The sequence below is a fragment of the Thiopseudomonas alkaliphila genome (assembly GCF_001267175.1).
Taxonomy (GTDB): Bacteria; Pseudomonadota; Gammaproteobacteria; order Pseudomonadales; family Pseudomonadaceae; genus Oblitimonas; species Oblitimonas alkaliphila.
This window is the reverse complement of the sequence record NZ_CP012358.1, coordinates 1781105-1806102: the sequence shown is the minus strand read 5'-3', so window position 1 is coordinate 1806102 and position 24998 is coordinate 1781105. Positions and strand designations below refer to the sequence as shown.

At 46.9% G+C, this 24998-nt stretch carries 20 protein-coding genes and 1 pseudogene; 12 read left to right on the top strand and 9 right to left on the bottom strand.

Translation table 11 applies throughout. The features are described from left to right. Positions 1-68 precede the first annotated feature (68 nt). The 4 genes from AKN87_RS08690 to AKN87_RS08675 all read left to right on the top strand — a co-directional run bounded on the left by AKN87_RS08690 (position 69) and on the right by AKN87_RS08675 (position 6651). A complete protein-coding gene (locus AKN87_RS08690) occupies positions 69-2033 on the top strand; it encodes a BCCT family transporter (protein WP_053103179.1) in 1965 nt (654 codons plus the stop codon). Positions 2034-2120: 87 nt separating this feature from the next. Then, complete coding sequence (rep, locus tag AKN87_RS08685) at positions 2121-4130, top strand: DNA helicase Rep (RefSeq protein ID WP_053103178.1); 2010 nt, start codon at positions 2121-2123, stop codon at positions 4128-4130. A gap of 14 nt (positions 4131-4144) precedes the next feature. Further along, positions 4145-5644, top strand: coding sequence for an amino acid permease (locus tag AKN87_RS08680; RefSeq protein ID WP_053103177.1), 1500 nt, complete (start codon positions 4145-4147; stop codon positions 5642-5644). Between the two features lie 80 nt (positions 5645-5724). Then, positions 5725-6651 (top strand): lysine exporter LysO family protein, encoded by a 927-nt coding sequence (locus tag AKN87_RS08675; protein ID WP_053103176.1) that lies wholly within the window; start codon positions 5725-5727, stop codon positions 6649-6651. A 93-nt stretch (positions 6652-6744) separates the two neighbouring features. Here the strand turns inward: AKN87_RS08675 and rpoH are convergent, their stop codons facing one another. The 4 genes and pseudogenes from rpoH to ftsY all read right to left on the bottom strand — a co-directional run bounded on the left by rpoH (position 6745) and on the right by ftsY (position 10821). Beyond that, positions 6745-7608: an RNA polymerase sigma factor RpoH gene (gene rpoH / locus AKN87_RS08670; protein WP_053100747.1), complete on the bottom strand. Its 864-nt coding sequence runs from the start codon at positions 7606-7608 to the stop codon at positions 6745-6747. 156 nt (positions 7609-7764) lie between these two features. Next, a complete protein-coding gene (gene ftsX / locus AKN87_RS08665; RefSeq protein ID WP_053103175.1) occupies positions 7765-8784 on the bottom strand; it encodes a permease-like cell division protein FtsX in 1020 nt (339 codons plus the stop codon). Further along, positions 8781-9446, bottom strand: coding sequence for a cell division ATP-binding protein FtsE (ftsE, locus tag AKN87_RS08660; protein ID WP_053103174.1), 666 nt, complete (start codon positions 9444-9446; stop codon positions 8781-8783). The genes ftsX and ftsE overlap by 4 nt, the downstream gene beginning before the upstream one ends. Further along, positions 9443-10821 (bottom strand): annotated as a pseudogene (gene ftsY / locus AKN87_RS12135) (signal recognition particle-docking protein FtsY). Before ftsY ends, ftsE begins: the two are co-directional and overlap by 4 nt. A gap of 207 nt (positions 10822-11028) precedes the next feature. On the opposite strand from ftsY, the gene AKN87_RS08645 reads away from it, so the two are divergent. The 8 genes from AKN87_RS08645 to AKN87_RS08610 all read left to right on the top strand — a co-directional run bounded on the left by AKN87_RS08645 (position 11029) and on the right by AKN87_RS08610 (position 19123). Next, on the top strand, positions 11029-12387 hold the full coding sequence (locus AKN87_RS08645) for a M16 family metallopeptidase (RefSeq protein ID WP_053103171.1): 1359 nt from the start codon (positions 11029-11031) through the stop codon (positions 12385-12387). Between the two features lie 8 nt (positions 12388-12395). Continuing rightward, positions 12396-13841 carry a M16 family metallopeptidase gene (locus AKN87_RS08640; protein WP_053103170.1) on the top strand — a complete coding sequence of 482 codons (1446 nt, stop codon included), beginning with the start codon at positions 12396-12398 and terminating at the stop codon, positions 13839-13841. After that, positions 13841-14467 (top strand): 16S rRNA (guanine(966)-N(2))-methyltransferase RsmD, encoded by a 627-nt coding sequence (gene rsmD, locus AKN87_RS08635; RefSeq protein WP_053103169.1) that lies wholly within the window; start codon positions 13841-13843, stop codon positions 14465-14467. The genes AKN87_RS08640 and rsmD overlap by 1 nt, the downstream gene beginning before the upstream one ends. Then, positions 14464-14913, top strand: a complete 450-nt coding sequence (locus AKN87_RS08630) for a c-type cytochrome (RefSeq protein ID WP_053103168.1) — start codon at positions 14464-14466, stop codon at positions 14911-14913. The genes rsmD and AKN87_RS08630 overlap by 4 nt, the downstream gene beginning before the upstream one ends. Before the next feature lie 70 nt (positions 14914-14983). Next, positions 14984-16015 carry an amidohydrolase family protein gene (locus AKN87_RS08625; protein WP_053103167.1) on the top strand — a complete coding sequence of 344 codons (1032 nt, stop codon included), beginning with the start codon at positions 14984-14986 and terminating at the stop codon, positions 16013-16015. A 252-nt stretch (positions 16016-16267) separates the two neighbouring features. Beyond that, positions 16268-17269 (top strand): DctP family TRAP transporter solute-binding subunit, encoded by a 1002-nt coding sequence (locus AKN87_RS08620; protein WP_053103166.1) that lies wholly within the window; start codon positions 16268-16270, stop codon positions 17267-17269. Positions 17270-17321: 52 nt separating this feature from the next. Then, positions 17322-17822: a TRAP transporter small permease gene (locus tag AKN87_RS08615; RefSeq protein WP_053103165.1), complete on the top strand. Its 501-nt coding sequence runs from the start codon at positions 17322-17324 to the stop codon at positions 17820-17822. Beyond that, positions 17819-19123 (top strand): TRAP transporter large permease, encoded by a 1305-nt coding sequence (locus AKN87_RS08610; RefSeq protein ID WP_053103164.1) that lies wholly within the window; start codon positions 17819-17821, stop codon positions 19121-19123. Before AKN87_RS08615 ends, AKN87_RS08610 begins: the two co-directional genes overlap by 4 nt. Positions 19124-19233: 110 nt before the next feature. Here AKN87_RS08610 and gcvH read toward each other — a convergent pair whose 3' ends face one another. The 5 genes from gcvH to AKN87_RS08585 form a co-directional block, all read right to left on the bottom strand. Then, positions 19234-19611 (bottom strand): glycine cleavage system protein GcvH, encoded by a 378-nt coding sequence (gene gcvH, locus AKN87_RS08605; protein ID WP_053100736.1) that lies wholly within the window; start codon positions 19609-19611, stop codon positions 19234-19236. Between the two features lie 88 nt (positions 19612-19699). Further along, positions 19700-20782, bottom strand: a complete 1083-nt coding sequence (gcvT, locus tag AKN87_RS08600) for a glycine cleavage system aminomethyltransferase GcvT (RefSeq protein WP_053100735.1) — start codon at positions 20780-20782, stop codon at positions 19700-19702. 187 nt (positions 20783-20969) lie between these two features. Further along, on the bottom strand, positions 20970-22586 hold the full coding sequence (locus tag AKN87_RS08595) for an ABC transporter permease (RefSeq protein ID WP_053103664.1): 1617 nt from the start codon (positions 22584-22586) through the stop codon (positions 20970-20972). Positions 22587-22693: 107 nt separating this feature from the next. Beyond that, positions 22694-23869: a benzoate/H(+) symporter BenE family transporter gene (locus tag AKN87_RS08590; RefSeq protein WP_053103163.1), complete on the bottom strand. Its 1176-nt coding sequence runs from the start codon at positions 23867-23869 to the stop codon at positions 22694-22696. A 53-nt stretch (positions 23870-23922) separates the two neighbouring features. Continuing rightward, positions 23923-24996, bottom strand: coding sequence for a cytochrome-c peroxidase (locus AKN87_RS08585; RefSeq protein WP_053100733.1), 1074 nt, complete (start codon positions 24994-24996; stop codon positions 23923-23925). Positions 24997-24998 lie beyond the last annotated feature (2 nt).

Genomic DNA, 24998 nt, shown 5'->3' with positions numbered 1-24998 from the left:
AAGTGTGATTTATTGAATCAAATCGGCCTATGCTAGAATCGATTTTTTCAGCAAACTCTGGAGCATTTATGGACAGTTCTCAGCGAGCTAAATCCACGATTAATCCACCGGTATTTTTTGGCTCAGCCTTATTAATTGCCTTGTTAGTGGTATTTGCCAGCGTATTGCCAGAACAGGCCAAAGCCTTTTTTGGGGTGGTGCAAACGTGGATTATGGATAACGCCAGCTGGTTTTATGTATTAGCCGTGGCGATTATTTTGATTGGTACCGTATTTTTGGCCGTGAGTCGCTATGGCGATTTAAAACTGGGCCCAGATCATAGTCAGCCGGAATACAAAAACACTACATGGTTCGCCATGCTGTTTTCCGCTGGTATGGGGATTGGTTTGATGTTCTTTGGGGTTGCTGAGCCGGTGATGCACTTTATTGCGCCCCCTGTCGGTGATCCGCAAACCGTTGAAGCAGCGAAAGAAGCGCTGAAGTTAACGTTTTTCCACTGGGGTTTACATGCCTGGGGAATTTACGCAATTGTGGCGTTAATTTTGGCATTTTTCTGTTATCGCCATAATTTACCCCTCACTTTACGCTCAGCGTTGTATCCATTGATTGGTGATCGTATTTATGGCCCGATTGGGCATGCAGTGGATATCTTTGCCATCTTAGGAACCGTATTTGGGGTCGCTACCTCTTTAGGCTACGGTGTTTTGCAAATTAATACTGGGTTTAACTACCTGTTTGGTTTACCAGTTGGCGTGACCACCCAAGTGATTTTGATTATCTCAATTACTGCGCTGGCGACTTTATCAGTTGCTACGGGATTGGATAAAGGAATTCGTCGCCTGTCTGAGCTAAACCTTTCCTTGGCGGTGATTTTGCTGTTACTGATATTGGTGTTAGGGCCCACAGTCTTTTTGCTAAAGACCTTTGTGCAAAATACCGGTGCTTATTTATCCGATATTGTGAATAAAACCTTTAACCTATTTGCCTACGAGCCGACCGACTGGATTGGTGGTTGGACATTGTTGTACTGGGGCTGGTGGTTATCTTGGTCACCTTTTGTCGGCATGTTTATTGCCCGTGTATCTCGTGGTCGAACCATTCGTGAGTTTGTAACAGGGGTTTTATTTGTACCGACGGGCTTTACTTTATTGTGGATGACCGTTTTCGGTGACACTGCAATTCATATGATTATGCAAGATGGATTGCGTAGCTTGGCTGATGCCGTTAATCAAGACACCTCAATTGCGCTCTTTGCCTTTTTAGAGCATTTCCCATTTTCTACTCTATTGTCCTTAATTGCGGTACTGATGGTGGTGCTATTCTTTGTCACTTCAGCGGACTCGGGTTCGTTAGTGATTGATATGTTGGCCTCGGGCGGCAAAAGTATTACTCCTCTGTGGCAGCGTATCTTCTGGGCATCTTCCACAGGGGTAGTGGCGATTACTCTGCTAATGAGTGGAGGATTAGAGGCACTTCAAACGGCCACAATTGCCAGTGCTTTACCCTTTTCGGTGATTTTGCTGGTTTCGATGTGGGGTTTGTTTAAAGCTGTGCGATTGGACTCCACTAAGCGTGAATTGCGTCATCAAAGTGGTTCTTCCCGCCAAGTAAAACATGCCGGTGATTGGCAGCGACGGATTCGTAGTATGGCCATGTTTCCACGACGGGCCCATGTGAATCGCTTTATTGATGAAGTGGTGGTGCCGGCGTGTGAAGAAGTGGCCGTGGAACTACGCAAACAAGGGTTAGAAGTATCGGTGGAGTGCCGAGAGGATAAAAAAGTCCTGTTTGAAGTACAGCACGGCGGTGAAGTGAACTTTGTGTATATTGTACGTCCGCGGGCGTACTTACAGCCAAGCTTTGTGGTAGAAACCGATGAGGAGCAGGAAGAGAAAAAATACTTCCGGGCTGAGGTGCATCTACGTGAAGGTGGACAAGACTATGATGTGATGGGGTGGTCGAAAGATGAAGTGATTGACGACATCATTGATCAGTACGAACAGCATATGCACTTCTTACATGTGGTTCGATAACCTATAATCGCTTGTTAATATTAAGCGCTCTACGGAGCGCTTAATTATTTCTAGTTGAGTCAGTGCTTACAGAGAGTGTTTAGACCTATGGCCAAACTTAATCCCCGTCAGCAAGAGGCGGTGCATTACATTGGTGGCCCGTTATTAGTATTGGCTGGCGCCGGATCAGGTAAAACCAGTGTAATCACCCGAAAAATTGCTTATTTAATTCAGCAGTGCGGCTATTCGGCACGCCATATTGTAGCTGTCACCTTTACCAATAAAGCTGCCCGTGAAATGAAAGAGCGGGTCAGCAGTTTATTGCGTGGACGAGAAGGTGCGGGCTTAACGGTATCGACCTTTCATAATCTAGGCTTAAACATTATTCGACGTGAGCATCAGGTGCTCGGCTATAAATCGGGCTTCTCGATTTTTGATGATGCTGATGTGAAAGGGTTGTTAACTGACATCATGCACAAAGAGTACTCAGGCGATGATGGCGTAGATACGGTAAAGGCACAGATTAGCCAGTGGAAAAATGATCTTGTTCTGCCAGATCAGGCATTATTGAATGCGTGTAACCCTCAAGAAATGACGGCAGCCACGATCTATACGCATTACCAGCGGACTTTAAAAGCCTATAACGCGGTAGATTTTGATGACTTAATTTTACAGCCAGTTAAGTTATTTCAGCAGCATCCAGAAATTTTAGAAAAATGGCGCGCTAGGGTGCGTTATATGCTGGTGGATGAATACCAAGACACCAACGCCAGTCAGTATTTACTGGTTAAATTACTGGTGCAAGAACGGGGACAGTTTACGGTTGTAGGCGATGATGACCAGTCGATCTATGCCTGGCGTGGAGCCCGACCAGAAAACTTAATGTTGTTAAAGGAAGATTTTCCAGCGCTTAAAGTTATTATGTTGGAGCAAAATTATCGCTCGACAGGGCGCATTCTTAAAGCCGCCAACCAGATTATTAGCAATAATCCCCATGTGTTCACTAAGCAACTATGGAGCGACATGGGCTTTGGTGAAAAAATTCGGGTACTCAAGTGCCGTAATGAAGATGCAGAAGCCGAACGGATTGCGATGGAGATTCTGTCGCAACATTTACGCTTTGGCCATGCCTACAATAAGTTTGCCATTTTGTATCGTGGCAATCATCAAGCTAAATTGATGGAGCTAAAGCTTCAAGTCCACAAAATCCCTTATCGTTTATCCGGTGGCACCAGTTTTTTTGCCCGTCAAGAAGTGCGGGATTTGATGTCTTATTTTCGGCTATTAATTAATCCTGATGACGATAACGCATTTTTACGGGTGATTAATGTACCGCGCCGCGAAATTGGCTCTAGCACTTTAGAAAAACTCAGTCATTATGCCGCGCAGCGTGATAAGCCTTTGTACAGTGTCTGCGATGAAATGGGCTTAGAGGCGCATTTAGCCCCTCGTTATGTCGAGCGTTTAAGTCGCTTTAAGCAGTACATGGATCGGGTGCGGGAGCGTTGTTATGCTGAAGATCCGATCACTGCTTTAAAAGAGTTAGTAGCTGATATTGATTACGAAGGCTGGATTAACCAAAACAGCTCCAGTGAAAAAGCTGCCGCCTATCGTATGAGTAATGTGTGGTTTTTAATTGACTCGATTCAAACCACTTTAGAGCGTGATGAAGAAGGACAAACCACCTTTGAAGAGGCGATTGCAAAACTAGTCTTAAGAGACATGTTAGAACGCCAAGAAGAAGAGCAAGATGGCGCAGATGGTGTACAAATGATGACTTTACATGCTTCGAAAGGGTTAGAATTCCCCTTTGTTTATATTATGGGCATGGAAGAAGAGTTACTGCCCCATAAAAACAGTATCGAGGCCGATACTATTGAGGAAGAAAGACGTTTAGCATACGTCGGAATTACTCGGGCAAGGGAGCAGCTAAGTTTCACTTACGCCAGTAAGCGCAAGCAGTATGGTGAGGTGGTTGAGTGCCAACCTAGCCGTTTTTTATATGAACTACCAGAAGAAGATCTCGACTGGGAAGGAACCAAAGAGATCACAGCAGAAGAAAACACAGCACGTGGAGATGCCGCTATGGCTAATATCTTCGCCCAGCTGAAACGATAATTACTGAGAGCTTTATGTCAAACACACATACATCTTCGACGGCGGCAAAACAGCCCGAATTACGTCGAGACCTTAAATCTCGCCATTTGGCGATGATTGCCATTGGGGGGTCGATTGGAACTGGGTTATTTGTTGCATCGGGCGCGACCATTGCCGAAGCAGGCCCAGGCGGAGCCTTGCTGTCCTACGCCTTAATTGGATTAATGGTGTACTTCTTGATGACCAGCTTAGGCGAGTTAGCGGCGTATATGCCAGTATCGGGCTCCTTCGCCACCTATGGTGCACGCTATGTTGAGCCAGGATTTGGTTTCGCTTTAGGTTGGAACTATTGGTACAACTGGGCAGTAACGGTGGCTGTTGACTTAGTGGCTGCACAGCTGGTGATGAGTTACTGGTTTCCCGATGTGTCTGGTTGGATTTGGAGTGCCATTTTTTTAAGTATTATTTTCTTACTTAACTATGTGTCGGTTAAAGGCTTTGGTGAGGCTGAGTATTGGTTCTCACTAATCAAAGTGGCCACGGTAATTATCTTTATCATTACCGGTACATTGATGATTTTTGGCATTCTCAATGGGGGCGAAGCCTTAGCCCAGTCTAAGGGTTGGGGGAACTGGTTTATTGGTGATGCGCCTTTTGTTGGTGGTTTGCCTGCGATGATTGGGGTTGCGATGTATGTGGGCTTTTCATTTCAGGGAACTGAGCTGATAGGTATTGCTGCAGGTGAGTCAGCGGATCCAGCTAAAAATATTCCAAGCGCAGTGCGCAAAGTGTTTTGGCGAATTTTGCTGTTCTATATCTTTGCAATTTTGGTTATCAGCTTAATTATTCCCTATAACTCGCCCCGCTTATTAAGCAATGAAATCAGTGATATTAGCGTTAGTCCTTTTACCTTAGTATTTGAGAATGCAGGCTTAGCCTTTGCTGCCGCGTTAATGAATGCGGTGATTTTAACAGCGGTGTTATCGGCGGGTAGCTCAGGGATGTATGCATCAACCCGTATGCTATTTGCGCTGGCCAAAGAAGGTAAGGCGCCTAAAATGTTTGCCAAACTTTCGAACTCAGGCGTACCCCGTAATGCCTTGTATGCAACAACGCTGATTGCAGCGCTGTGCTTTTTAAGCTACATCTACGGTGAAAATACCGTGTATTTATGGCTATTGAATGCCTCGGGGATGACTGGCTTTATTGCCTGGTTAGGGATTGCGGTTAGTCATTATCGCTTTCGTAAAGGTTATGTTGCCCAAGGTCGTAATTTAAACGATTTGCCGTATCAGTCGAGCTTTTTCCCTTATGGTCCTATTTTTGCCTTTGGCTTGTGTTTAATTATTACTCTTGGCCAGTATTACGATAACTTTCGTCAAGGCAATATTGTCTGGGGTGAGTTTATTGCGACCTATATTGGCATCATTATTTTCTTAGTGATTTGGGCAGGTTATAAGCTGAGCAAAAAAACCCGCTTTGTAGCCTATCAAGAGATGCAGTTTCCAGAGGCGGTAAAATCACCGCGCTCGTAAAGGTAAATAGGTAGTAGAACAAGGCTCGTAAGAGCCTTTTTCTGTTGGAGCAGGGGCAGGTTATTTGATGAAGGTTTATTGTGCTCAGTGTTTTATCCAATATTAGTTCTTCGGTCTTACCTATTTTGCTGGCCTTAGTGCTTGGTTATGGTTTAGGTAAGTATTTAAACAAAGCCCAGATTACTTGGCTGAGCCAAGGTATTACCCCAGTGGTATGGGGTATTTTATTTGTGATTGGACTTGAGTCGGGCGAAGCTTTTAGTTCGCTCAAAAGCGGCTTAAGTACGTTAAAGCATGCTGCTATTTATGCTTTCACCATTAGTTTGGTAGTGTTTATTTTAATTTGGCCACTCAATCGTAAGCGAGCGGGAGTTGGAGCAATTGATAACACTTGGCAAGCGCTGTGGTATCCGATTAAGGAGTGTTTAATCGCCTTTGGCCTCGTGCTTTGTGGGGCGTTTTTTTATCGTTTACAGTGGCACAGTGGTCCAATCGGACAGCTGGTATTTAATATCAGTTATTGGCTGTACCTATTATTGTTATTGATTGGTATGGATTTAGCCCAAGTCAGCATCAGTCGTGCATGGCTAGCGCCACGCGTGTTAGTCATTCCCTTATTGGTGATTGTTGGCTCATTATTGGCCGGGGTGCTACTGAGTTGGTTAACGGGTGAACGCTTAACCACGGCTCTTGCCTTAAGCACAGGGTTTGGTTGGTTTAGTTTATCGGGCGCTTTAGCTGGGCAGTATTTAGGCGAGGCCTATGGCAGCGTAGCGTTGTTAAATGACTTAATGCGTGAGCTGATTGGGCTAACGGTAGTGTTTTTACTAGGACGTAACTATGCCAACAGCAGTATTGGCGTCTGCGGAGCTACGGCGATGGATACTACTTTGCCTTTTGTACGTAAAGCCTGTGATTACCATTATGTGCCTACAGCGATTATCAGTGGTTTAATTTTAACCGTACTGGCGCCTTTCTTTATGTTGTTCTTCTTAAGTTTAGGTTAGTTGGTGGTTAGACAATAAAAAACGCCCGATGAGTATCGGGCGTTGCTGTATTGGCTTGAACAAAACCTAACGTGCTGTTCAAAACAGCAACGCTTAGGCGGCAATGGCTGCTTTGATTTTGTTCATGGCATTTTTTTCTAGTTGACGAATCCGTTCTGCAGAAACGCCATACTGATCAGCTAGCTGATGCAAAGTGGCTTTTTCTTCGGCTAACCAGCGCTGCTGTACAATGTCACGGCTACGCTCATCTAAGCTTTCTAAAGCATCATAGAGTGCGTTATTGGCATTATCAGTGGCGTCAGACATTTCCAGCTGGCGAGCTGGATCATAGCGATCGTCTTCTAGATAAGTGGCTGGTGCATAGAAAGTGTGATCATCATCTGATTCATCCACTGCAGGATCAAATGACATATCCGCCCCAGTTAAGCGGCTTTCCATTTCGCGTACTTCTCGGGCTTCAACGCCTAAAGACTCAGCGATGCCATTCACTTCATCATTATTTAGCCAAGACAAACGTTTCTTTTGGCTGCGTAAATTAAAAAATAACTTACGTTGCGCTTTAGTGGTGGCTACTTTAACAATGCGCCAGTTACGCAGCACAAACTCATGAATTTCCGCACGAATCCAGTGCACCGCAAATGACACCAGACGCACACCCTTTTCTGGATTAAAGCGTTTGACCGCTTTCATTAAGCCGACGTTACCTTCCTGGATTAAATCGCTTTGAGCTAAGCCATAACCTGAGTAACTACGGGCAATGTGCACCACAAAGCGTAAGTGCGACATAACCAGTTGACGCGCGGCTTCTAAATCTTCGTGGTAATACAGGCGCTCGCCTAAATCACGTTCTTGCTCAAGGGTTAAGAGCGGGATACTGTTTACAGAATGTACGTAAGCCTCTAGGTTGGCGCCTGGGCTTAAAATATTCACCGGTTGTAGTGATGTTGTAGTGTTCATTCAGATCCTCCAGTGATTACTGCAGCACGCAGTTTAGCATAACTTATTAGAAGTTATGCCTGTGGATAAGTTCCGTGTTTTGCAACTTATTTCAGAGTAAATCACTCAAGTATTAATTGTTGATTTACGCCTAGCAATAAGCAGTTTAGCCTGCCTTTATTGCGGGCGTAAGTCACGCAAGTGACGGGCTACAGCTAACCAAGAGCCTAGATAACCAAGCATAATAGCTAGCATCACTAATAAACCTGCATCAGTCCAACCAAGGCCTGGAAAGCTAAAATCGCTGCCATATAGCTGAGCTAATTCAATCACAGGTTGGTTGAGCTTAGAAAAACCTAGGCGCAAAATTAACCACGCCAGTACTCCGCCAAATAAGCCATAAAAAGCTCCCATGTATAAAAATGGGCGGCGCACATAGCCATCAGTACCCCCTACCAGATTGATCACTTCGATCTCAGCACGGCGATTTTCAATATGCAAGCGGATGGTGTTACCAATAATCAGCAGCAAAGCTAATACCAGAAGTAACGCTAAGCCAAAAATAAAGTGCTGACCTAAGCTTAAAATTGCACTTAAGCGTTCTACCCATTCCAGATCTAGCTGGGCAAGTTGCACGTGGGGCATGTTTTGCAACAGTTCAACTAGTTGAGCGAGGGCTTGTTTATCAAGAGCATGGGGCGTAACTAAAATGCTATCGGGTAAAGGGTTGCTTGGTAATTCTTTGAGGGCATCGCCCAGTCCTGCCAAATTTTGCAGTTCTGTTAAGGCTTGTTCACGATTAATAACTAAGGCTTCGGTGACACTAGGTAGTTGCTGGATATCTTGTAGCAATTGTTGGGTTTGTTGGGAGGTAATGTCTAAGTCTAAAAATAAAGAAATTTGCGCGGCTTTCTGCCAAGAGCCGCCTAACTCACTGATACCTTCGAGCAATAAAGCTAAACCGGTAGGCAGGCTAAGTGTAATAGCCATGACTAAACAGGTAAAAAAACTACCAATCGGCTGCTTAATTAAGCGGCTGAAGCTATCGGCAATGCTGGCTTTATGGGTAATTAACCAAGCGCCCAGGCGTTGCCGAAAGCCTTGAGGGCCTTGGGCAGGTTCAAAGTGCTGCGCATGTTTGGCGGTGGCGCCAATCCGTACGCCTGGTTGATCAGGGGGGATTTGGCTGCTCATTATGCCTCTCCATCGCCAATAATACGGCCACGTTGTAAGGTCAGCATGCGATGCCGCATGCGGGCAATTAGAGCTAAGTCATGGCTGGCAATAACCACAGTAGTTCCTAGCTTATTAATATCTTCAAAAACACTCATGATTTCAGCTGCTAAGCGTGGATCAAGGTTTCCGGTTGGTTCATCAGCGAGCAATAATGCCGGTTGATGCACAATAGCCCGGGCAATCCCCACCCGTTGTTGCTGGCCTGTGGATAAGTCTGCTGGTGCTTGCAAGGCCTTCTCTTTTAAGCTAACTCTTTCTAAGGCTAGGCTGACTCGTTGATTAATTTCTGCTTGGCTTAATCCTAGGGTACGAAGCGGCAAGGCCACGTTATCAAACACACTGCGATCAAATAATAATTGGTGATTTTGAAACACCACGCCAATTTGGCGGCGTAAAAAAGGGATTTGAGATCGGGTGATTTGCCCTAAGTTTTGGCCAGCTAGCAATAACTTGCCGCTAGTGGGGCGTTCCATCGCGAGTAATAGGCGCAACATGGTGCTTTTACCTGCGCCTGAGTGCCCTGTCACAAACACGAACTCACCTTTGCGAACGCGAAAGGTCAGCTCATGTAAGCCAATATGTCCATTGGGATACTTTTTCCCCACTTGCTCAAAACGAATCATGACACCTCTTTTTCAGCGAATAGTGCCTGTACAAAGTCATCGGCGACAAAGTCGCGGAGGTCATCAATGCCCTCACCAACACCGATAAAGCGTACGGGAATCTCAAATTGTTTGGCGAGTCCGAAAATTACGCCCCCTTTGGCTGTGCCGTCTAGCTTGGTTAAGGCTAAGCCGGTGAGGGGGACCGCCTCATGGAATTGCTTGGTTTGATTGATGGCATTCTGGCCAGTTCCCGCATCCAGCACCAGTAAAACTTCATGGGGGGCACTGGCATCGAGTTTACCGATCACTCGGTGTACTTTGCGGAGCTCTTCCATTAGGTTGTCTTTGGTGTGTAAACGTCCGGCAGTGTCAGCAATCAGTACATCAGCGCCTCGGGCTTTTGCTGCTTGTACGGCGTCAAAAATAACCGAGGCAGAATCGGCACCAGTGTGCTGTGCAATGACCGGAATTTGGTTACGTTCGCCCCATACTTGTAATTGCTCAACCGCAGCCGCACGGAAGGTATCGCCAGCGGCTAACATCACCTTTTTGCCTTCTTTTTGTAGACGTGAAGCGAGTTTACCAATGGTGGTTGTTTTACCAACGCCATTTACCCCAACCACTAAAATCACATAGGGGTTAGCGGCTTGATTATCGATGACTAAAGGCTTGCTGACGGGCTGCAATAAGCTCGCCAGCTCTTGCTGCAGGGCTTTATATAAGGCTTCGCTGTCTGCGAGCTCTTTACGACTGACCCGTTGGGTTAGGTTTTGCATAATTGTGGTAGTTGCTTCAACCCCCACATCGGCCATCAGTAAACGTGTTTCTAGCTCATCGAGTAAATCATCATCAATAACCTTTTTGCCTAAAAATAGGCTGGCCATACCTTCGCCGATACTGGAGCTGGTTTTGGATAAACCGGCACGCAGGCGAGCAAACCAGCCTGCTTTTTTAACTCCTGGCTTATCTTGGCCGGCCAGATTTTTATCAAGTTCTGGGGTTTCAGGGCTTGACTCAGCCGCGGCCACCGCCGGCACACTGATTGGCTCTGGCTCTGGCTCTGGCTCTGGCTCTGGCTCTGGCTCTGGCTCTGGCTCTGGCTCTGGCTCTGGCTCTGGCTCTCTGGCTCTGGCTCTGGCTCTGGCTCTGGCTCTGGCTCTGGCTCTGGCTCTGGCTCTGGCTCTGGCTCTGGCTCTAGGCGCTGTTCAGCTAAGATAGGTGCTACTTCTGTTGGTGCAGGGTCAGGCACTAACTCTGCTTTGTCTGCAGCAACAGAGTTTTCTTGCGCCTCATTGGATTTGATATGATCGGCTTCAGGAGCAACTTCAGGCTTCTTTTTGGAGAATAAACTTCTAAACCAACCTTTTTTTTCAGGCTTTTTTTCCACGTGAATAAGCTCCTAAATTAAAGCAAAGTAACTGAGCAAGCGGTAAGTAGAGGCTGGAACTAAGCGTAAGTTTACGTTATCTCAAGCTGCTATTGCGTAGTTGGATGAAAAACTGCGTGCTTCAGTCATAATCAATCGTCTGTAAGGCGGCTATGTTAGCATTTTCTAAGGCTTGAACGCTAAAGCAAAACCCTGAACGCATAAGGATTATCCATGAAAAAAGTGTTTCGACAGCTGCAGCTTGCGGTTCTAACGCTCTGTAGTTTTAGTTGGCCATTAATGGTCAGCGCAGCGACTAGTCAACCAACCCATGAGTTTGCCCTAGACAATGGGCTCAAAGTGATAGTGCGCGAGGATCATCGAGCGCCAGTAGTGGTAAGCCAGCTATGGTACAAGGTGGGCTCTAGTTATGAAACTCCCGGCAGCACCGGTTTGGCCCATGCCTTAGAACACATGATGTTTAAGGGCAGTGCTAAGCTTGGGCCGGGTGAGTCATCGCGTATTTTGCGTGAGATCGGAGCTGAAGAAAATGCCTTTACCAGTGATGATTACACAGCTTATTACCAAGTGTTAGCGAGTGATCGTTTAGAGATTGCCCTTGAACTAGAAGCTGATCGTTTAGCCAGTTTAACGTTGCCAGAGGATGAGTTTGTACGCGAGATTGAGGTAGTCAAAGAAGAGCGGCGAATGCGTACTGATGATCGGCCGTTATCCTTAGCTTATGAGCGTTTTAAAGCCTTAGCTTATCCCGCCAGTGGCTACAGTATTCCGACGATTGGTTGGATGCATGACTTAAACCGGATGACCATTGCTGATATGCGCGATTGGCATGACCGTTGGTATGCGCCTAACAATGCCACTTTGGTGATTGTTGGTGATGTGCAGCTAGCAGAGGTTAAGCGTTTAGTGACTAAGCATTTTGCAGCGATTCCGGCACGGGAGATTCCACCGGCTAAATTACCCTTAGAGTTAGATGAGCCTGGCGAGCGCCGTTTGACATTACAGCTTAAAACACAGTTACCCAACTTGCTGATGGGCTTTAACGTGCCCAGTTTAGCCACCGCCAAAGATGCTAAACAAGCCCATGCTCTGCGCTTATTAGCTGCGCTACTAGATGGCGGCAGCAGTGCACGTTTGGCAACAGAGTTAGAGCGTAAACAGCAATTAGTGGCTGGCGCGGCGGCCTGGTATAACCCTTTTACTCGTGGCAGTAGTTTATTTACGCTATCGGGCACACCTAATACCCAGAAGGGGGTTACTTTGGAGCAACTAGAGCAGGGATTCTGGCAACAGCTGCAGCGTCTACAAACAACGCCGCCCAGTGCTGAAGAATTAGCTCGAGTAAGAGCTCAGGTGATTGCCAGTGAAGTATTTGAGCGCGATTCAATTACGAGTCAGGCCACGACCATTGGCCAGCTAGAAACAGTGGGTTTGTCATGGCGTTTGATGGATCAAGATTTGGCTGCGTTAGAGCAAGTCACCCCAGCAGATATTCAGCAAGCAGCTAAACAATTCTTTAAACCCTCACGCATGGTCGTGGCGTATGTTTATCCACAGGAGGCAGCACAGTGAAGGGGAAAATGTTACTTGCAATGCTCAGTATGAGTGTCATGCTCAGCGGCTGTCAGCATACCGCATCAAGCGAAGCTCAGAGTTCGACCATGAGCCGTAATAGCGCGATTAAAAGCTTGGCGTTGTTGGAGCAGCCCGCTGCCCAGCCGCGGGAGTTAGCAATTGAACAATGGACCACTCGTTCAGGCAGTCAGGTGTTGTTTATGGCGGCGCCAGAGTTACCGATGTTTGATTTACGCCTGACATTCGCCGCTGGAAGTAGTAAAGATGGTGCTCAGTATGGATTGGCCGCAATGACCAGTGCCATGCTTGATGAGGGGACACAAAGCAAAAGCGTTGATCAAATTGCTGCCGGCTTTGAGGATTTGGGAGCCAGCTTCAGTAAAGGGGCTTATCGCGATATGGCGGTTTTGAGCTTGCGCAGCTTAAGTCAGCCCAGTATCAGGCAGCCGGCTTTGGATTTGTTTACCGAGGTTTTAAGTAAACCAAGTTTTCCACAGGCTGAGTTGCAGCGTTTAAAGAATCAAATGCAGGCCAACTTTGATTATCAAAAGCAAAATCCTGGGGCTTTAGCCAGTAAGGCACTGTATCAAAAACTCTATGCTGATCATCCCTATGGGCACCCCAGTGAAGGTACTGAGCAAAGTGTGGCCGCTTTGACACGCCAACAGTTACAACAATTTCACCAGCAGTTTTATAGCGCAAAAAACTTACAGATTGCCTTGGTGGGTGATTTAACCCGCGCGGAAGCAGAGACCATTGCCGAGCAAGTATCCAGTGCCTTGCCAGTGGGGCGCGCTGCAGAAAAAACGGCATCTGCGATAAAACCTGTGGCGAGTAAAACAGAAATCACTTATCCATCCAGTCAAACCCATATTTTAATGGCACAACTTGGTATTGAACGCGGACATCCAGATTATGCAGCCTTATATGTGGGGAATCAGATTTTAGGTGGCGGTGGATTTGGTTCTCGGCTAATGGAAGAGGTGCGTGAAAAGCGTGGGCTGACCTATGGCATTTACTCGGGCTTTACTCCGATGCAAGCAGCAGGACCTTTTTTAATTAACGTGCAAACTCGTGCTGAATTAAGTGAGGCGACACAAACGCTAGTACAAAAAATAGTGCAAACGTTTGTTCAGGATGGGCCTACTGAACAAGAACTGGCGGACGCTAAGCAAGAGATTGTAGGCAGTTTTCCCCTAACTGCAGCTAATAATGCAGCCGTCGTAGGGCAGTTGGGAGCCATTGGTTTTTATGATTTACCTCTAACCTGGTTGCAAGACTTTACCCAAGAGGTACAAGCATTGACCGTAGAACAGGTGACCGAGGCAATGCAACGTCATTTACAACCAGAGCAGTGGGTGATTGTTACTGCAGGTCCTAAGGTGGCGCAAAAGCCATTACCACCCGCGGTTGAGCGGGCAATACCAAGCAGCAGTGAGCGTCAGCACTGATGGCGCGGACAATAAAACCAGCTGGCAAAGCCAAAGCTAAGGTCTTTGTGGGGACTGGACAGTTAAGAATTATTGGCGGGCAATGGCGTTCACGGCGTTTAACTTTTCCGGAGGCGCAGGGCTTAAGACCTACCCCTGATCGGGTGCGGGAAACGCTGTATAACTGGCTAGCGCCTTATATTGAAGGTGCACGTTTACTTGATCCTTTTGTGGGCAGTGGCGCGTTATTTCTTGAGGGGCTTTCTCGTGGGGCTGCCAGTGGTCTAGCCTTTGATTTGCATCCGCCAGCGGTGACTAATGTGCAGCAAAACTTACAGGTTTTAGGTTGCACCCAGGCTGCCGTTCGCCTAGGGAATGCATTACAATTGCTGCAGCAGTCACCTGCGCAGCCGTTTGATATTGTGCTGCTAGATCCGCCATTTCATCAAAACCTGTTGGCTGATGCCTGTCATTTACTAGAAGAGCAGCAATGGGTAACGGCTGCTGCTTGGGTGTATACCGAAAGTGAGCAAGCGCCTTCGCAAGCAGGGCTGCCGAGTCACTGGCGCTTACATCGAGAAAAACATACAGGACAAGTTTATTACGCACTTTGGCAACGTCAGCCAATAGATGGGGAGCAATCATGAAGTTAAAGTTAGGGCTATTGGCTCTTAGCGTATCGGCGTTAGTCGCCTGCGATAGTGGCATTGACCCGAACTCGCCGGTTGGTAAGCGTAAAGCGATTTTCAAAGAAATGTTGAATGTCAGTGAAGACTTAGGGGGGATGTTACGCGGCCGAGTTCCCTACGATGAAGCGCTGTTTATTGAGCAAGCTGCGCATTTAGACCAGCTTGGACGCACGCCTTGGCAGTACTTTCCCGAATTGCCTGAAGCGGATAAAAGCTCAGCTAAAGCCGATGTTTGGGAGCAGCAAGAAAAGTTTAAACAGCTGGCGCGTGAAATGGAACAGGCCACTGCGAACTTAGTCGCATCAACCCAAGCCACGCCTATTATCAGCAGTGCGTTAAAGCAACGGATGCAAGCGGTAGAAGATAGCTGCGAATCTTGCCATCAGGCATTCCGCGCTTACTAAGTCGCTATTCAAGGCCAACTTTTACGGCAATTAATGGTCACCTCTACTTCAGAAATCAGTAGGAGTGACCATGCGCAAATCGAGTCTAAGTACCCTAGTTTTAACCTGTAGCTTGTTGTTAAGCGGCCAAAGCTGGGCCCGAGACTATCAATTTACCGATGCTCATTTGCATTATCTCGATTTTTTTCAAGAAACCGAGGGTGTGGCCAAATTATTTAGCGCCATGGATCAAGCCAAGGTGCAGCAAGCCATGTTATCGGGCATTCCAGTTGCTAAAAAGTGGGATGAGGATGAGCCCAAACAGCCGCGTTACTATGCTGGCGATGATGGCGATGTGTATTGGTACAGTGCTACTGATTTTATCCTAGCCGAAGCGATCCAGCAGTTGCCGCCTAAGCAACAACAGCGGTTACATCCTTTTTTATCAGGCTTTAATCCTAGCGATAAAAATGCTGCTCAGCATATTCGTAATTTACTAGATACTCATCCTAAGTTTTGGCAAGGCATTGGCGAGGTATTTTTACGCCATGATGATGTGACTGCACTGACCCTTGGGCGTACCCCACGGGCCAATAATGAGGCCATGTATAAAGTGTATCGAGTGGCTGAAGAGTATGATCTGCCTGTGTTGTTGCACTCCAATATCACCTCTAAGCGAGAGCCAGAACCTATTTATTTAACGGAAATGGAGCAAGTCTTAAAGGATCATCCGCGGGTGCGTTTTATTTGGGCTCATGCAGGTACGAGTTTAGAAATTCATCGACGTCAACAACAGCTAGAGTTTTTGCCTGAAACCTTAAGTAAGCTGTTAGCTAACTACCCAAATCTTACCTTGGATCTGTCGTGGAGCTTGGTTGACCCTTATTTAATTGATCAGTCAACAGGGTTGCCTAATGAACAGTGGGTACAGCTAGTTGAGCAATATCCTGAGCGCTTTGTGCTGGGCAGCGATTTGGTGGGTAAGTTTGGCAGCCTAGAGAAAACCCTTGCGAGTTTTACCCCCTTTCTTGATGCCTTAAGCGAAGAAACTGCGCAGAAAGTAGCGACTGATAACTTTTTAAACTTATTGCCGCAGTGGGTCAGTCAAGCAAAAAAACACTAAAAACAGGGTAATTATTTGCAAATGGCGATTAACTATCGCCATTTATCATCGTTTAAACAGCTAAAAACGCTAAATATAAAAAGCTTGCTAATAATATTAGCAATAACTATTGGGTTTGCTGGGCTAAAATAGTGAGCTTAAGCGAGCTGTTTTCATTCGCTCATCTCTTCTGTTTAGCACACACGTTTGCCTAAGGCTGTTAATAAAGGGGTAACGTGCACAATAATTATTAAATGTTTTGAGGTTTATTACATGAAGTTAAAGAACCTGTTCTTAGCTGGCTTAGCGACTGTGGCAATGGGTGCAGCGACGAGCTTTGCTGAAGTCAAAGAGTATTCAGTATCGACCGTACTCTCAGATGCCTATCCTTGGGGGCAGGCTGCGGTGAAGTGGGCGGAGCTGGTTGAAGAGCGTTCAGAAGGTAAGATCAAACTTAAAATTTACCCCAATGCGCAACTGGTGTCTGGTGACCAAACTCGTGAGTTTTCTGCGATGCGTAGCGGCCTGATTGATATGGCTGTCGGTTCTACCATTAACTGGTCAACTCAGGTGCCTGAACTTAACTTGTTTTCTTTACCTTTTTTAATGCCTGATGATGCAGCGGTTGATGCAATTACCCAAGGTGAAGCGGGTAAACAAGTATTTTCAGCGATTGAAAAGCGTGGCGTGATGCCATTGGCGTGGGGAGAAAATGGTTTTCGGGAAATTTCTAACTCGCGTAAACCCATTACGCAGCCAGAAGACCTCAAAGGTTTAAAGATTCGAGTAGTAGGTTCGCCTTTATTTTTAGATACCTTTAATGCACTAGGCGCTAATCCAACACAAATGAGCTGGACCGATGCTCAGCCAGCATTAACCACTGGTGCCGTTGATGGTCAAGAAAACCCATTATCGGTGTTTGATGCAGCCCGCGCAGATCGTGCCAGTCAGAGCCATTTAACTCTGTGGCACTATATGAATGACCCACTAATTTTTGGTGTTAACCAACGTCTATGGCGTACGTTATCCAAAGAAGATCAGCAGTTACTGACTGAAACTGCGATTGAAGCGGGTCAGTGGGAGGTGAAAAAGTCACGTGCTGAATTGACCGATACCTTGGCTCGCATTCGTGAGCGTGATGTAGAGATTACCGAGCTGAGCGAAGAACAACGGGCAGCTTTTGTTGAGGCGACCCAGAGCGTATACAAAAAATGGACTCCAAAAATTGGTGCTGACCTAGTTGAAAAAGCGCAGTCAGCGATCAAAAACCGTTAATTTATTCTGCCCGTAATACCTAGCCCTATTCTGGGCTAGGTCAGAGAGTGTTATGTCTAAGCCTAAAGCACGTTTTGAGTCTTGGTTGGGGGTTGCCGCCTTAGCTGGAATCTGTTTGATCAGTTTAGGGAACGTCATTGTACGTTATACCACCAATGCCTCTTTTGCCTTTACTGAAGAATTTTCTGTGGTGTTTATGGTAATTTTAGCTTTTTCTGGTGCTGCAGTTGCTGCACGTAGCAATGAGCATATTCGGATTACCTTACTTGAAGAAAAACTCAGCCCACGCTTACGGCCCATTTTATATGTGGCGCAGTGGTTGGGTGGTTTAGTCGTTTTAGGATTGATTATTTGGTATGGCGGAGTGTTGACCTATGAGGAATACGAGTGGGAGTCGACCTCTGCTGGTCTGGGCTATCCCACCTGGATTTATCAGATTTGGTTGCCTCTTTTAAGCCTATTTATTGTTTGGCGCAGCACCCAAAACTTAGTGGAAAGGATTCGTGATAATCGTTTAACCCCTGCTAGCACAACTGAGGAAAAATCAGCATGAGTCCTGATTTGTGGATGCTGATTATCTTCGGCATTTGTTTATTGATTGGTATGCCGGTGGCCTTTGCCTTAGGTTTAGGCGGCGCCGCTGGGATTATTTTAGGGTTATCGCCGGATATGTTGGCGACCTTAGGTAGTAATACCTATAACAGCATTGCTAAATATCCCTTGATCGCGATTCCGCTGTTTATTTTAACCGGCATTATTTTTGAGCGGGCAGGAGTGGCAGCCAGCTTAGTTAAGTTTGCCCAGTCCTTAATTGGACGGCGCCATGGTGGTTTAGCCTTAGTGGCGGTTTTAGTCTGCTTAATTATGGGCGGTATGAGTGGCTCCGGCCCAGCTGATGCGGCCGCGGTAGCGATGGTGATGTTGCCCAGTATGACTAAAGCAGGTTATCCACGACCTTTTTCTGCATCTTTGATAGCTGCTGCTTCATCAACAGCGATTCTGATTCCACCGTCGATTGCGCTGATTTTGTACTCCGTCATGATGCCAGGCGTTGATTTACGGGCATTATTTGCAGCAGGATTATTTCCCGGTATTTTGGCTGGTTGTTCACTCTTAGTGCCAGCATACTTTTTAGCCAAGAAAAATAACTGGGAAAATCCACAAGAGGATGATGAGCAACGTCCCTCGATTCGTAAAAGCTTTATTGAAGCACTGCCGGCGTTATTTGCTCCGGTATTAATTTTGGGTGGCTTACGTTCTGGATTGTTTACTCCAACTGAAGCGGCTGTGGTTGCGGTGACCTATGGTTTGCTGATTGGGAGTTTAGTCTATCGCCAGCTGACCTGGTCTGGGTTAGTGGATATGTTTGTCGAAGCCACCAAAATCTCAGGCATTGTCTTATTAATTATCTCTTTAGCCGGAATTTTTGCTTGGGCAGGCACTACCTTAGGCACTTTCACCAGTCTTGCCGAAGCTATGCTGTCGATTTCAGATAACCCAGTTACCTTGTTGTTATTAGTCATGCTGCTGGTGTTATTGGCCGGCATGTTGTTGGATGCGGTGTCTATCTATCTGATTTTAACTCCAGTATTGGTGCCACTGATTCAACACTTTGGCTGGAATCCTGTGTGGTTTGGGATCTTATTGGCAATGAATATTGCTATTGGTCAGTTTACGCCACCGGTGGCGGTAAACCTGATGGTGACTACTAAGGTGGCTAATATTCGTTTAGAACACACCTTCGGTTGGGCCATGTTATTTATGGTAACTATGTTTAGTGCCTTGCTTTTAGTTATGATTTTCCCGGAAATTGCGCTGTGGTTACCGCGTTATCTTGGCTTTGCGCTGGACTAATACAGGCTGTACTGCCCCTGATTGGCTAGGGGCAGTGATTGGGGAAGCGAGGCTTGCTTGTGCAAGATTGTAAATAGCGTTAAGCCTGGCACCCTCGAAGAGGCAGGAAACTAGACGCTGGCTTGATAACCGGCGGCATCAAGCAGCAGGTCTAGCTCTTTTACGTCTGTAGGCTGTAGTTTGTAAAACCAGCTGTCGTAAGGATGGCTGTTAATGCCTTCTGGGGCCTCGGTGAGGGTATCATTCACCTCGATGACGGTACCGCTGATAGGGGCATAAATATCTGACGCGGCTTTTACTGACTCAACAATGCCGGCTTGTTGACCACGCTCTAAGCGACTATTAAGTGCTGGCAGTTCTAGGTAAACAATGTCTCCTAGAGCTTCTTGGGCATGATCAGTAATCCCGACAGAAACCGTACCGTCTGCATTTAATAGTGCCCATTCATGGCTGGTGGCATAGCGCAGGTGATCAGGGGTGTTATTCATATTATGAGTTCCTCAGCAGCTGGACAGGCTAATCAGTGATGGTCGATAAGCATTCGATGATTAATAACATAGCATCGAATGCTGAGAGTTAAATAAGAATTTCGCCGTGTTTTACAAAGCAGGGTTTAACTACCCGTACCGGGTGCCATTTATTACGAATTTCAACTTCGCCACGCTCATCTGCACAGGCTGCCACCCTAGCTAAGGCAATGGCTTTACCTAAGGTGGGGGAAAAGCTACCACTGGTAATGATGCCATCGGGGTAACCGCTAATTCGCACCGGTTGTTGGGCCCGTAAGACGCCGCGCTCTTCTAAGACCAAGCCCACCATACGATCCAAATTACCAGCCGCTTGTTGGGCTTGTAAGGCGGCCTTGCCAATAAATTGGCGTTGCTGATCAGCAAAGCATACGCGTGAAGCAAGGCCACAAACTAATGGCGTGGTGGTTTCATCCATGTCATTACCTTGTAAGCAAAATCCTGCCTCTAGGCGTAGCGTGTCGCGGGCGCCTAAGCCGATTGGCGCAATGCCAGCACCCACAATTTCATTAAATAACGCGACTGCTTGTTCATGGGGCAGAATAATTTCAATGCCTTCTTCGCCGGTATAACCGGTGCGCGAAAAGAACCACTGCTCTTCAAAAAAACTACAGTTAGCGTCTAATTGCTGCAACTGGGCCATACGGCTAGAGCTAAAAATACGGGCAAGATGTTCAAAGGTCTGCGGGCCTTGGATCGCTAACACACACAGATCGCGGTGAAAATTTAGCTCAACTGCCAGCGACTGGGCGTGGTTTTGCAGCCAATCTTGCACCCGATCTCGAGTAGCGGCATTGGTTAGACAGCGAAAGCCGTTAGCACTTTTAAATACCAGCACTTCATCAATAATTCCGCCTTGTTCATTGAGTAGGGCGCTGTAGTGACCATTGCCGACGGTTGCTAGTTGAGCAACATCATTGCACAGTACAGTGCGTAGTAGGGTGCTGGCATCGGCACCTGTAATATCGGTAACCGCCACATGGGAGATATCGAAAACACCGCAATCATTACGAACTTGATGGTGTTCTTCAACTTGAGAACCGTAATGTAGCGGCATATCCCAACCGCGAAAATCAACCATCTTGGCACCTAAAGCCAGATGTATGTCATACATTGGAGTGCGCAATCCCATAGGATCTCCTCACAGGCTAACGAGCGTTAGCTTGGACTAGGCAGCAAGGACGCAGCTTGCTGAAAAACGTAAACCACCGCAGATAAGTTGTCGGTGATGCTACAAAAACGCTAATAAAATAAACGATTTTTAACTAAAAAGCAGATTAGAACTGTCTCAGGCTGTGAATTATACCTAGCTTAAACAATTAATAAGTCGTTTTGGCGGATCGTCTAATTAGTAAAATAACCGGCAGTAGGCCAACCAATACTAAGGTGAGTGCGGGTAATGAAGCTCGGGCCCATTCGCCTTCACTGGTCATTTCAAAAATACGTACGGCTAAGGTATCCCAGCCAAAGGGACGCATAATTAACGTAGCCGGCATTTCTTTTAGCACATCCACAAATACTAATAAGGCAGCAGTGAGTGTGCCAGGAATCAATAATGGCAGATAAATGCGACGAAATAAGCCACTGCCGCTAACACCTAAGCTGCGCGCTGCTTCTGGCAGCGATGGTTTGATTCGAGCTAAAGCGGTTTCGAGTGGGCCAAAAGCGACCGCCATAAAACGTATCACATAGGCTAATAATAAGGCACCTAAGCTACCGAGCAGCAGTGGTTTACCAGCTCCACCGAGCCACTTGGAAAGTGGTACTACCCACTCATTATCTAGGTAACTAAAAGCCAGCATGATCGCGACCGCTAACACTGAGCCGGGCAGAGCATAGCCGAGATTAGCTAAACCGACAGTGGCGCGGTTAAAGCGATTAGCTGCTAAGCGCTTAGCAAAGGCCAGTAATAAAGCGCCGCTGACTGTGAGTGCTGCGGCAGCTAAGCCTAGGTATAGGGTATGGGTAATTAAGGCAGCGTAGCGCTCATCTAGATCAAAACGTCCTCGCTGCCAGAGCCAAGCCAGTAGCTGTAACACTGGTATCACAAAGGCACAGGCAAAGACTAACAGGCACCAACAGCTGGCTGCCCATGCTTTCCAGCCACGTAAGCGATACAAGGCTGTGCGCCGAGCTCGTTCATTAGCAGGGCGGATCGCGCCTCTGGCTTTGTGCTCGGCAAAAATGAGTAAAGCAACAAATAACAGCAACAAACTAGCGAGTTGGGTTGCGCTGGATAGACTAAAAAAACCATACCAAGTTTTGTAAATTGCAGTGGTAAAGGTATCAAAATTAAATACGGATACCGCGCCAAAATCAGCTAAGGACTCCATTAATGCTAAGGCGACACCGGCGCCAATCGCGGGCCGTGCCACCGGTAGTGCTACCCGCCAAAAAGCTTGCCAAGGAGAGCAGCCGAGTACTCGCGAGGCTTCCATTAAGCCTTTGCCTTGGGCCATAAAGGCTGTACGGGCGAGTAGGTAAACATAGGGATAAAACACTAGGACAAAGACGGTAATCACCCCGCCCGTTGAGCGAATGCGAGGAAAGTTGAGATTTAACTCTAAGGTGTTACGTAAGAAACTTTGTACTGGCCCTGAAAAATCCAATAGTCCTACAAATACAAAGGCCAGCACATAAGCGGGAATTGCAAACGGCAACATTAAAGCCCAGTCTAACCATTTGCGGCCAGGAAATTCACACAAACTGGTCAGCCAAGCCAAGCTCACGCCTAATAGGGTAACGCCTAGTCCCACGCCTAACATCAGGGTGGCGGTATTGCCGAGCAGGCGAAGCATTTGGGTATCCCATAGGTGCGTCCAAATTTCAGTGTCAACCTGATGCCAGCTAAGCAGCAGAACAGTAATCGGCAGTAACACTAAAATGGCAAAAAAACTGGTAATAGGATACCAGCGGCGTTGAGCAGGATGAGCCACAGCAACCTCGGGATCAGGATTCAATAAAGCTGCCAGCGAGAGGTGCGCTAGCACGAGTGACACAGTATAACGGGCAGCGGCTTAGGTTACAGCAGTCAATGTAAATGTTAATCCTTTGCTTTAAGGCAGATCAAAGTAATCACTCCCGCGATTAACCCCCAAAAGGCGGCGCCGATGCCAAATAAGGTGATCCCTGAGGCAGTGAGTAAAAAAGTAACGGCTGCCGCTTCGCGCTCGCTGGTTTGTTGTAGCGCAGTGACTAAGCCGTTAGCAATGGTATTGAGCAGAGCTAAGCCGGCAATTACCATCACCAGTACTTTAGGCAAGGCAGCGAAAAGTCCGGCCACCGTGCCGCCTAAAATGCCTAGCGTTAAATAAAATAAGCCAGCAAATACGCCGGCCATATAACGTTTACTAGGGTCATCGTGGGCTTCTTGGCTGGTGCAAACTGCAGCACTAATAGCGGCTAAGTTAAGAGCATAAGCACCAAAGGGCGCCAGTAATAGATTGCTTAAGCCGGTCCAGCTTACAATCGCTGAAACGGGTGGGCGATAGCCGGCAGACTGTAGCACTGCAACTCCTGGTAAGTTTTGCGAGGCCATAGTGACGATAAATAGTGGCAGTCCTACGCTTAATAAGCTGGCCCAGTGTAGCTCAGGCGTTATCCATTCCGGCTTGCCCCAGGTGAGAGTTAATTGCGCTAGCTGCACTTGTTGTTGCGCGGCAGCTAGTACGATTCCGAGTACTAAACTTAACGCGATGGCGTAGCGCGGTAGGTAGCGTTTACTGATTAAGTAGGTCGCCATCATGGCCAACGGAAGCAGGAGTTGTTGCTCAAGACTGATAAATAAGTTGAGGCCAAATTGCAGTAAAATTCCAGCGAGCATCGCTGCCGCCAGTGACGCCGGAATCTTATGCATTAAGCGTGCAAATAACCCGGTAACGCCGAAAAGGGTAATTAGCAATGCAGAAAACAAAAATGCCCCAATGGCTTGCGACATACTGAGGCCAGGCAGGCTAGTGACCAACAGCGCCGCACCTGGTGTTGACCAAGCGGTGATAATGGGCATCTTGTAACGCAAAGATAAGCCAAGGGTCGTCAGCCCCATGCTAATACCTAAGGCCCACATCCATGAGCTAATTTGACTATTACTCGCGCCCGCTGCTTCCGCCGCCTGAAACACAATCACCGCCGCGCTGCTATAACCGGTTAGCACCGCAATAAACCCAGCCACTAGGCTAGAAAAGCTAAAGTCTTGTTGGAGGCGGCGAAGAGCTTGCATGGCAGGTCACGGGCTAATAAAGAGCAAGAGTTATAACAAATTTAGGCCGTGAGCTATAGCGTTTTTAAAAACTGTAAGAGGTAATCTTTCTCTGCCAAAGTTAGCTCTAACGGTTGCAGTAATGGATCGGTTGTCGGAAAAAAAGGATCAGCAGCTTGACGCGCATTTTTAGGCTGGGGGTGAAACATGCCTGCGTTGTACATATTGATAACACCCTCAAGTTTAGGAAATAAACCGTTATGCATCCAAGGCCCGGTATGACTGACTAAACGCAGCGACGGCGTTTTGAATTTACCGATGTCTTGTGGGTTATTTGTCACATGAAAGCGACCTAAATCTTCATAGTAGCGTTGGTAATAGGTCAAACCTAAGTTGTGAAACTGCTGATCAGAAAGAGCTGGGCCAAAGTGACAATTCATGCAGCGAGCTTTAGTCCTAAAAAGATGTAAGCCATACCGCTCAGAGACTGTTAGAGCGGTGTGATCACCACGCATAAAGCGTTCAAATGGCGTATTGATAGTGGTTAAAAGACTTGCTTGAAAGCTGGCTAATAGATTAGCTAGTTGTTGTTGATTAATAGTTTCTTGTTGGAGGACACGTTTAAATTGTTGAGGATATGTTGGGTGTTGGTTTAAGCGTTGGATTAACTGATTAATTGAAAAACCCATTTCTACTGGGTCTTGAATAGGGTGCAGAGCTTGATCTGTTAGGTTGGGACTACGACCATCCCAAAACAACTGTTGGCTTAATCCACTGGTTAAAATGCTTGGGGAGTTGCGATGACCTTGACGATTCAAATGACCAGTTGAAACTTTTTTCCCATCACTAAATGCGTGTTCAGGCAGATGACAGTTGGCGCATGAAATATCTTTATTTTTGGAAAGTAAGGGGTCAAAAAATAGTTGTTTACCTAGTGCAATTCGTGCTTTTTCTTGCGCCGAAACTTTTGGCAGTGGGGAGTTGAGTGCTGATAGCTCTTGCCATTGCACTGCTGGATCAGTATGGGGAGCAGGCCAGCTATTAATAGACGCAAGATATTGGTCAGCTTGTTGTAATTGTTCAGGCGTTAAAGCTAAGGCCCAGTGGGAAAAGCTCAGCAAGTAGCCACAGAGTAAGAGAATACGCATAT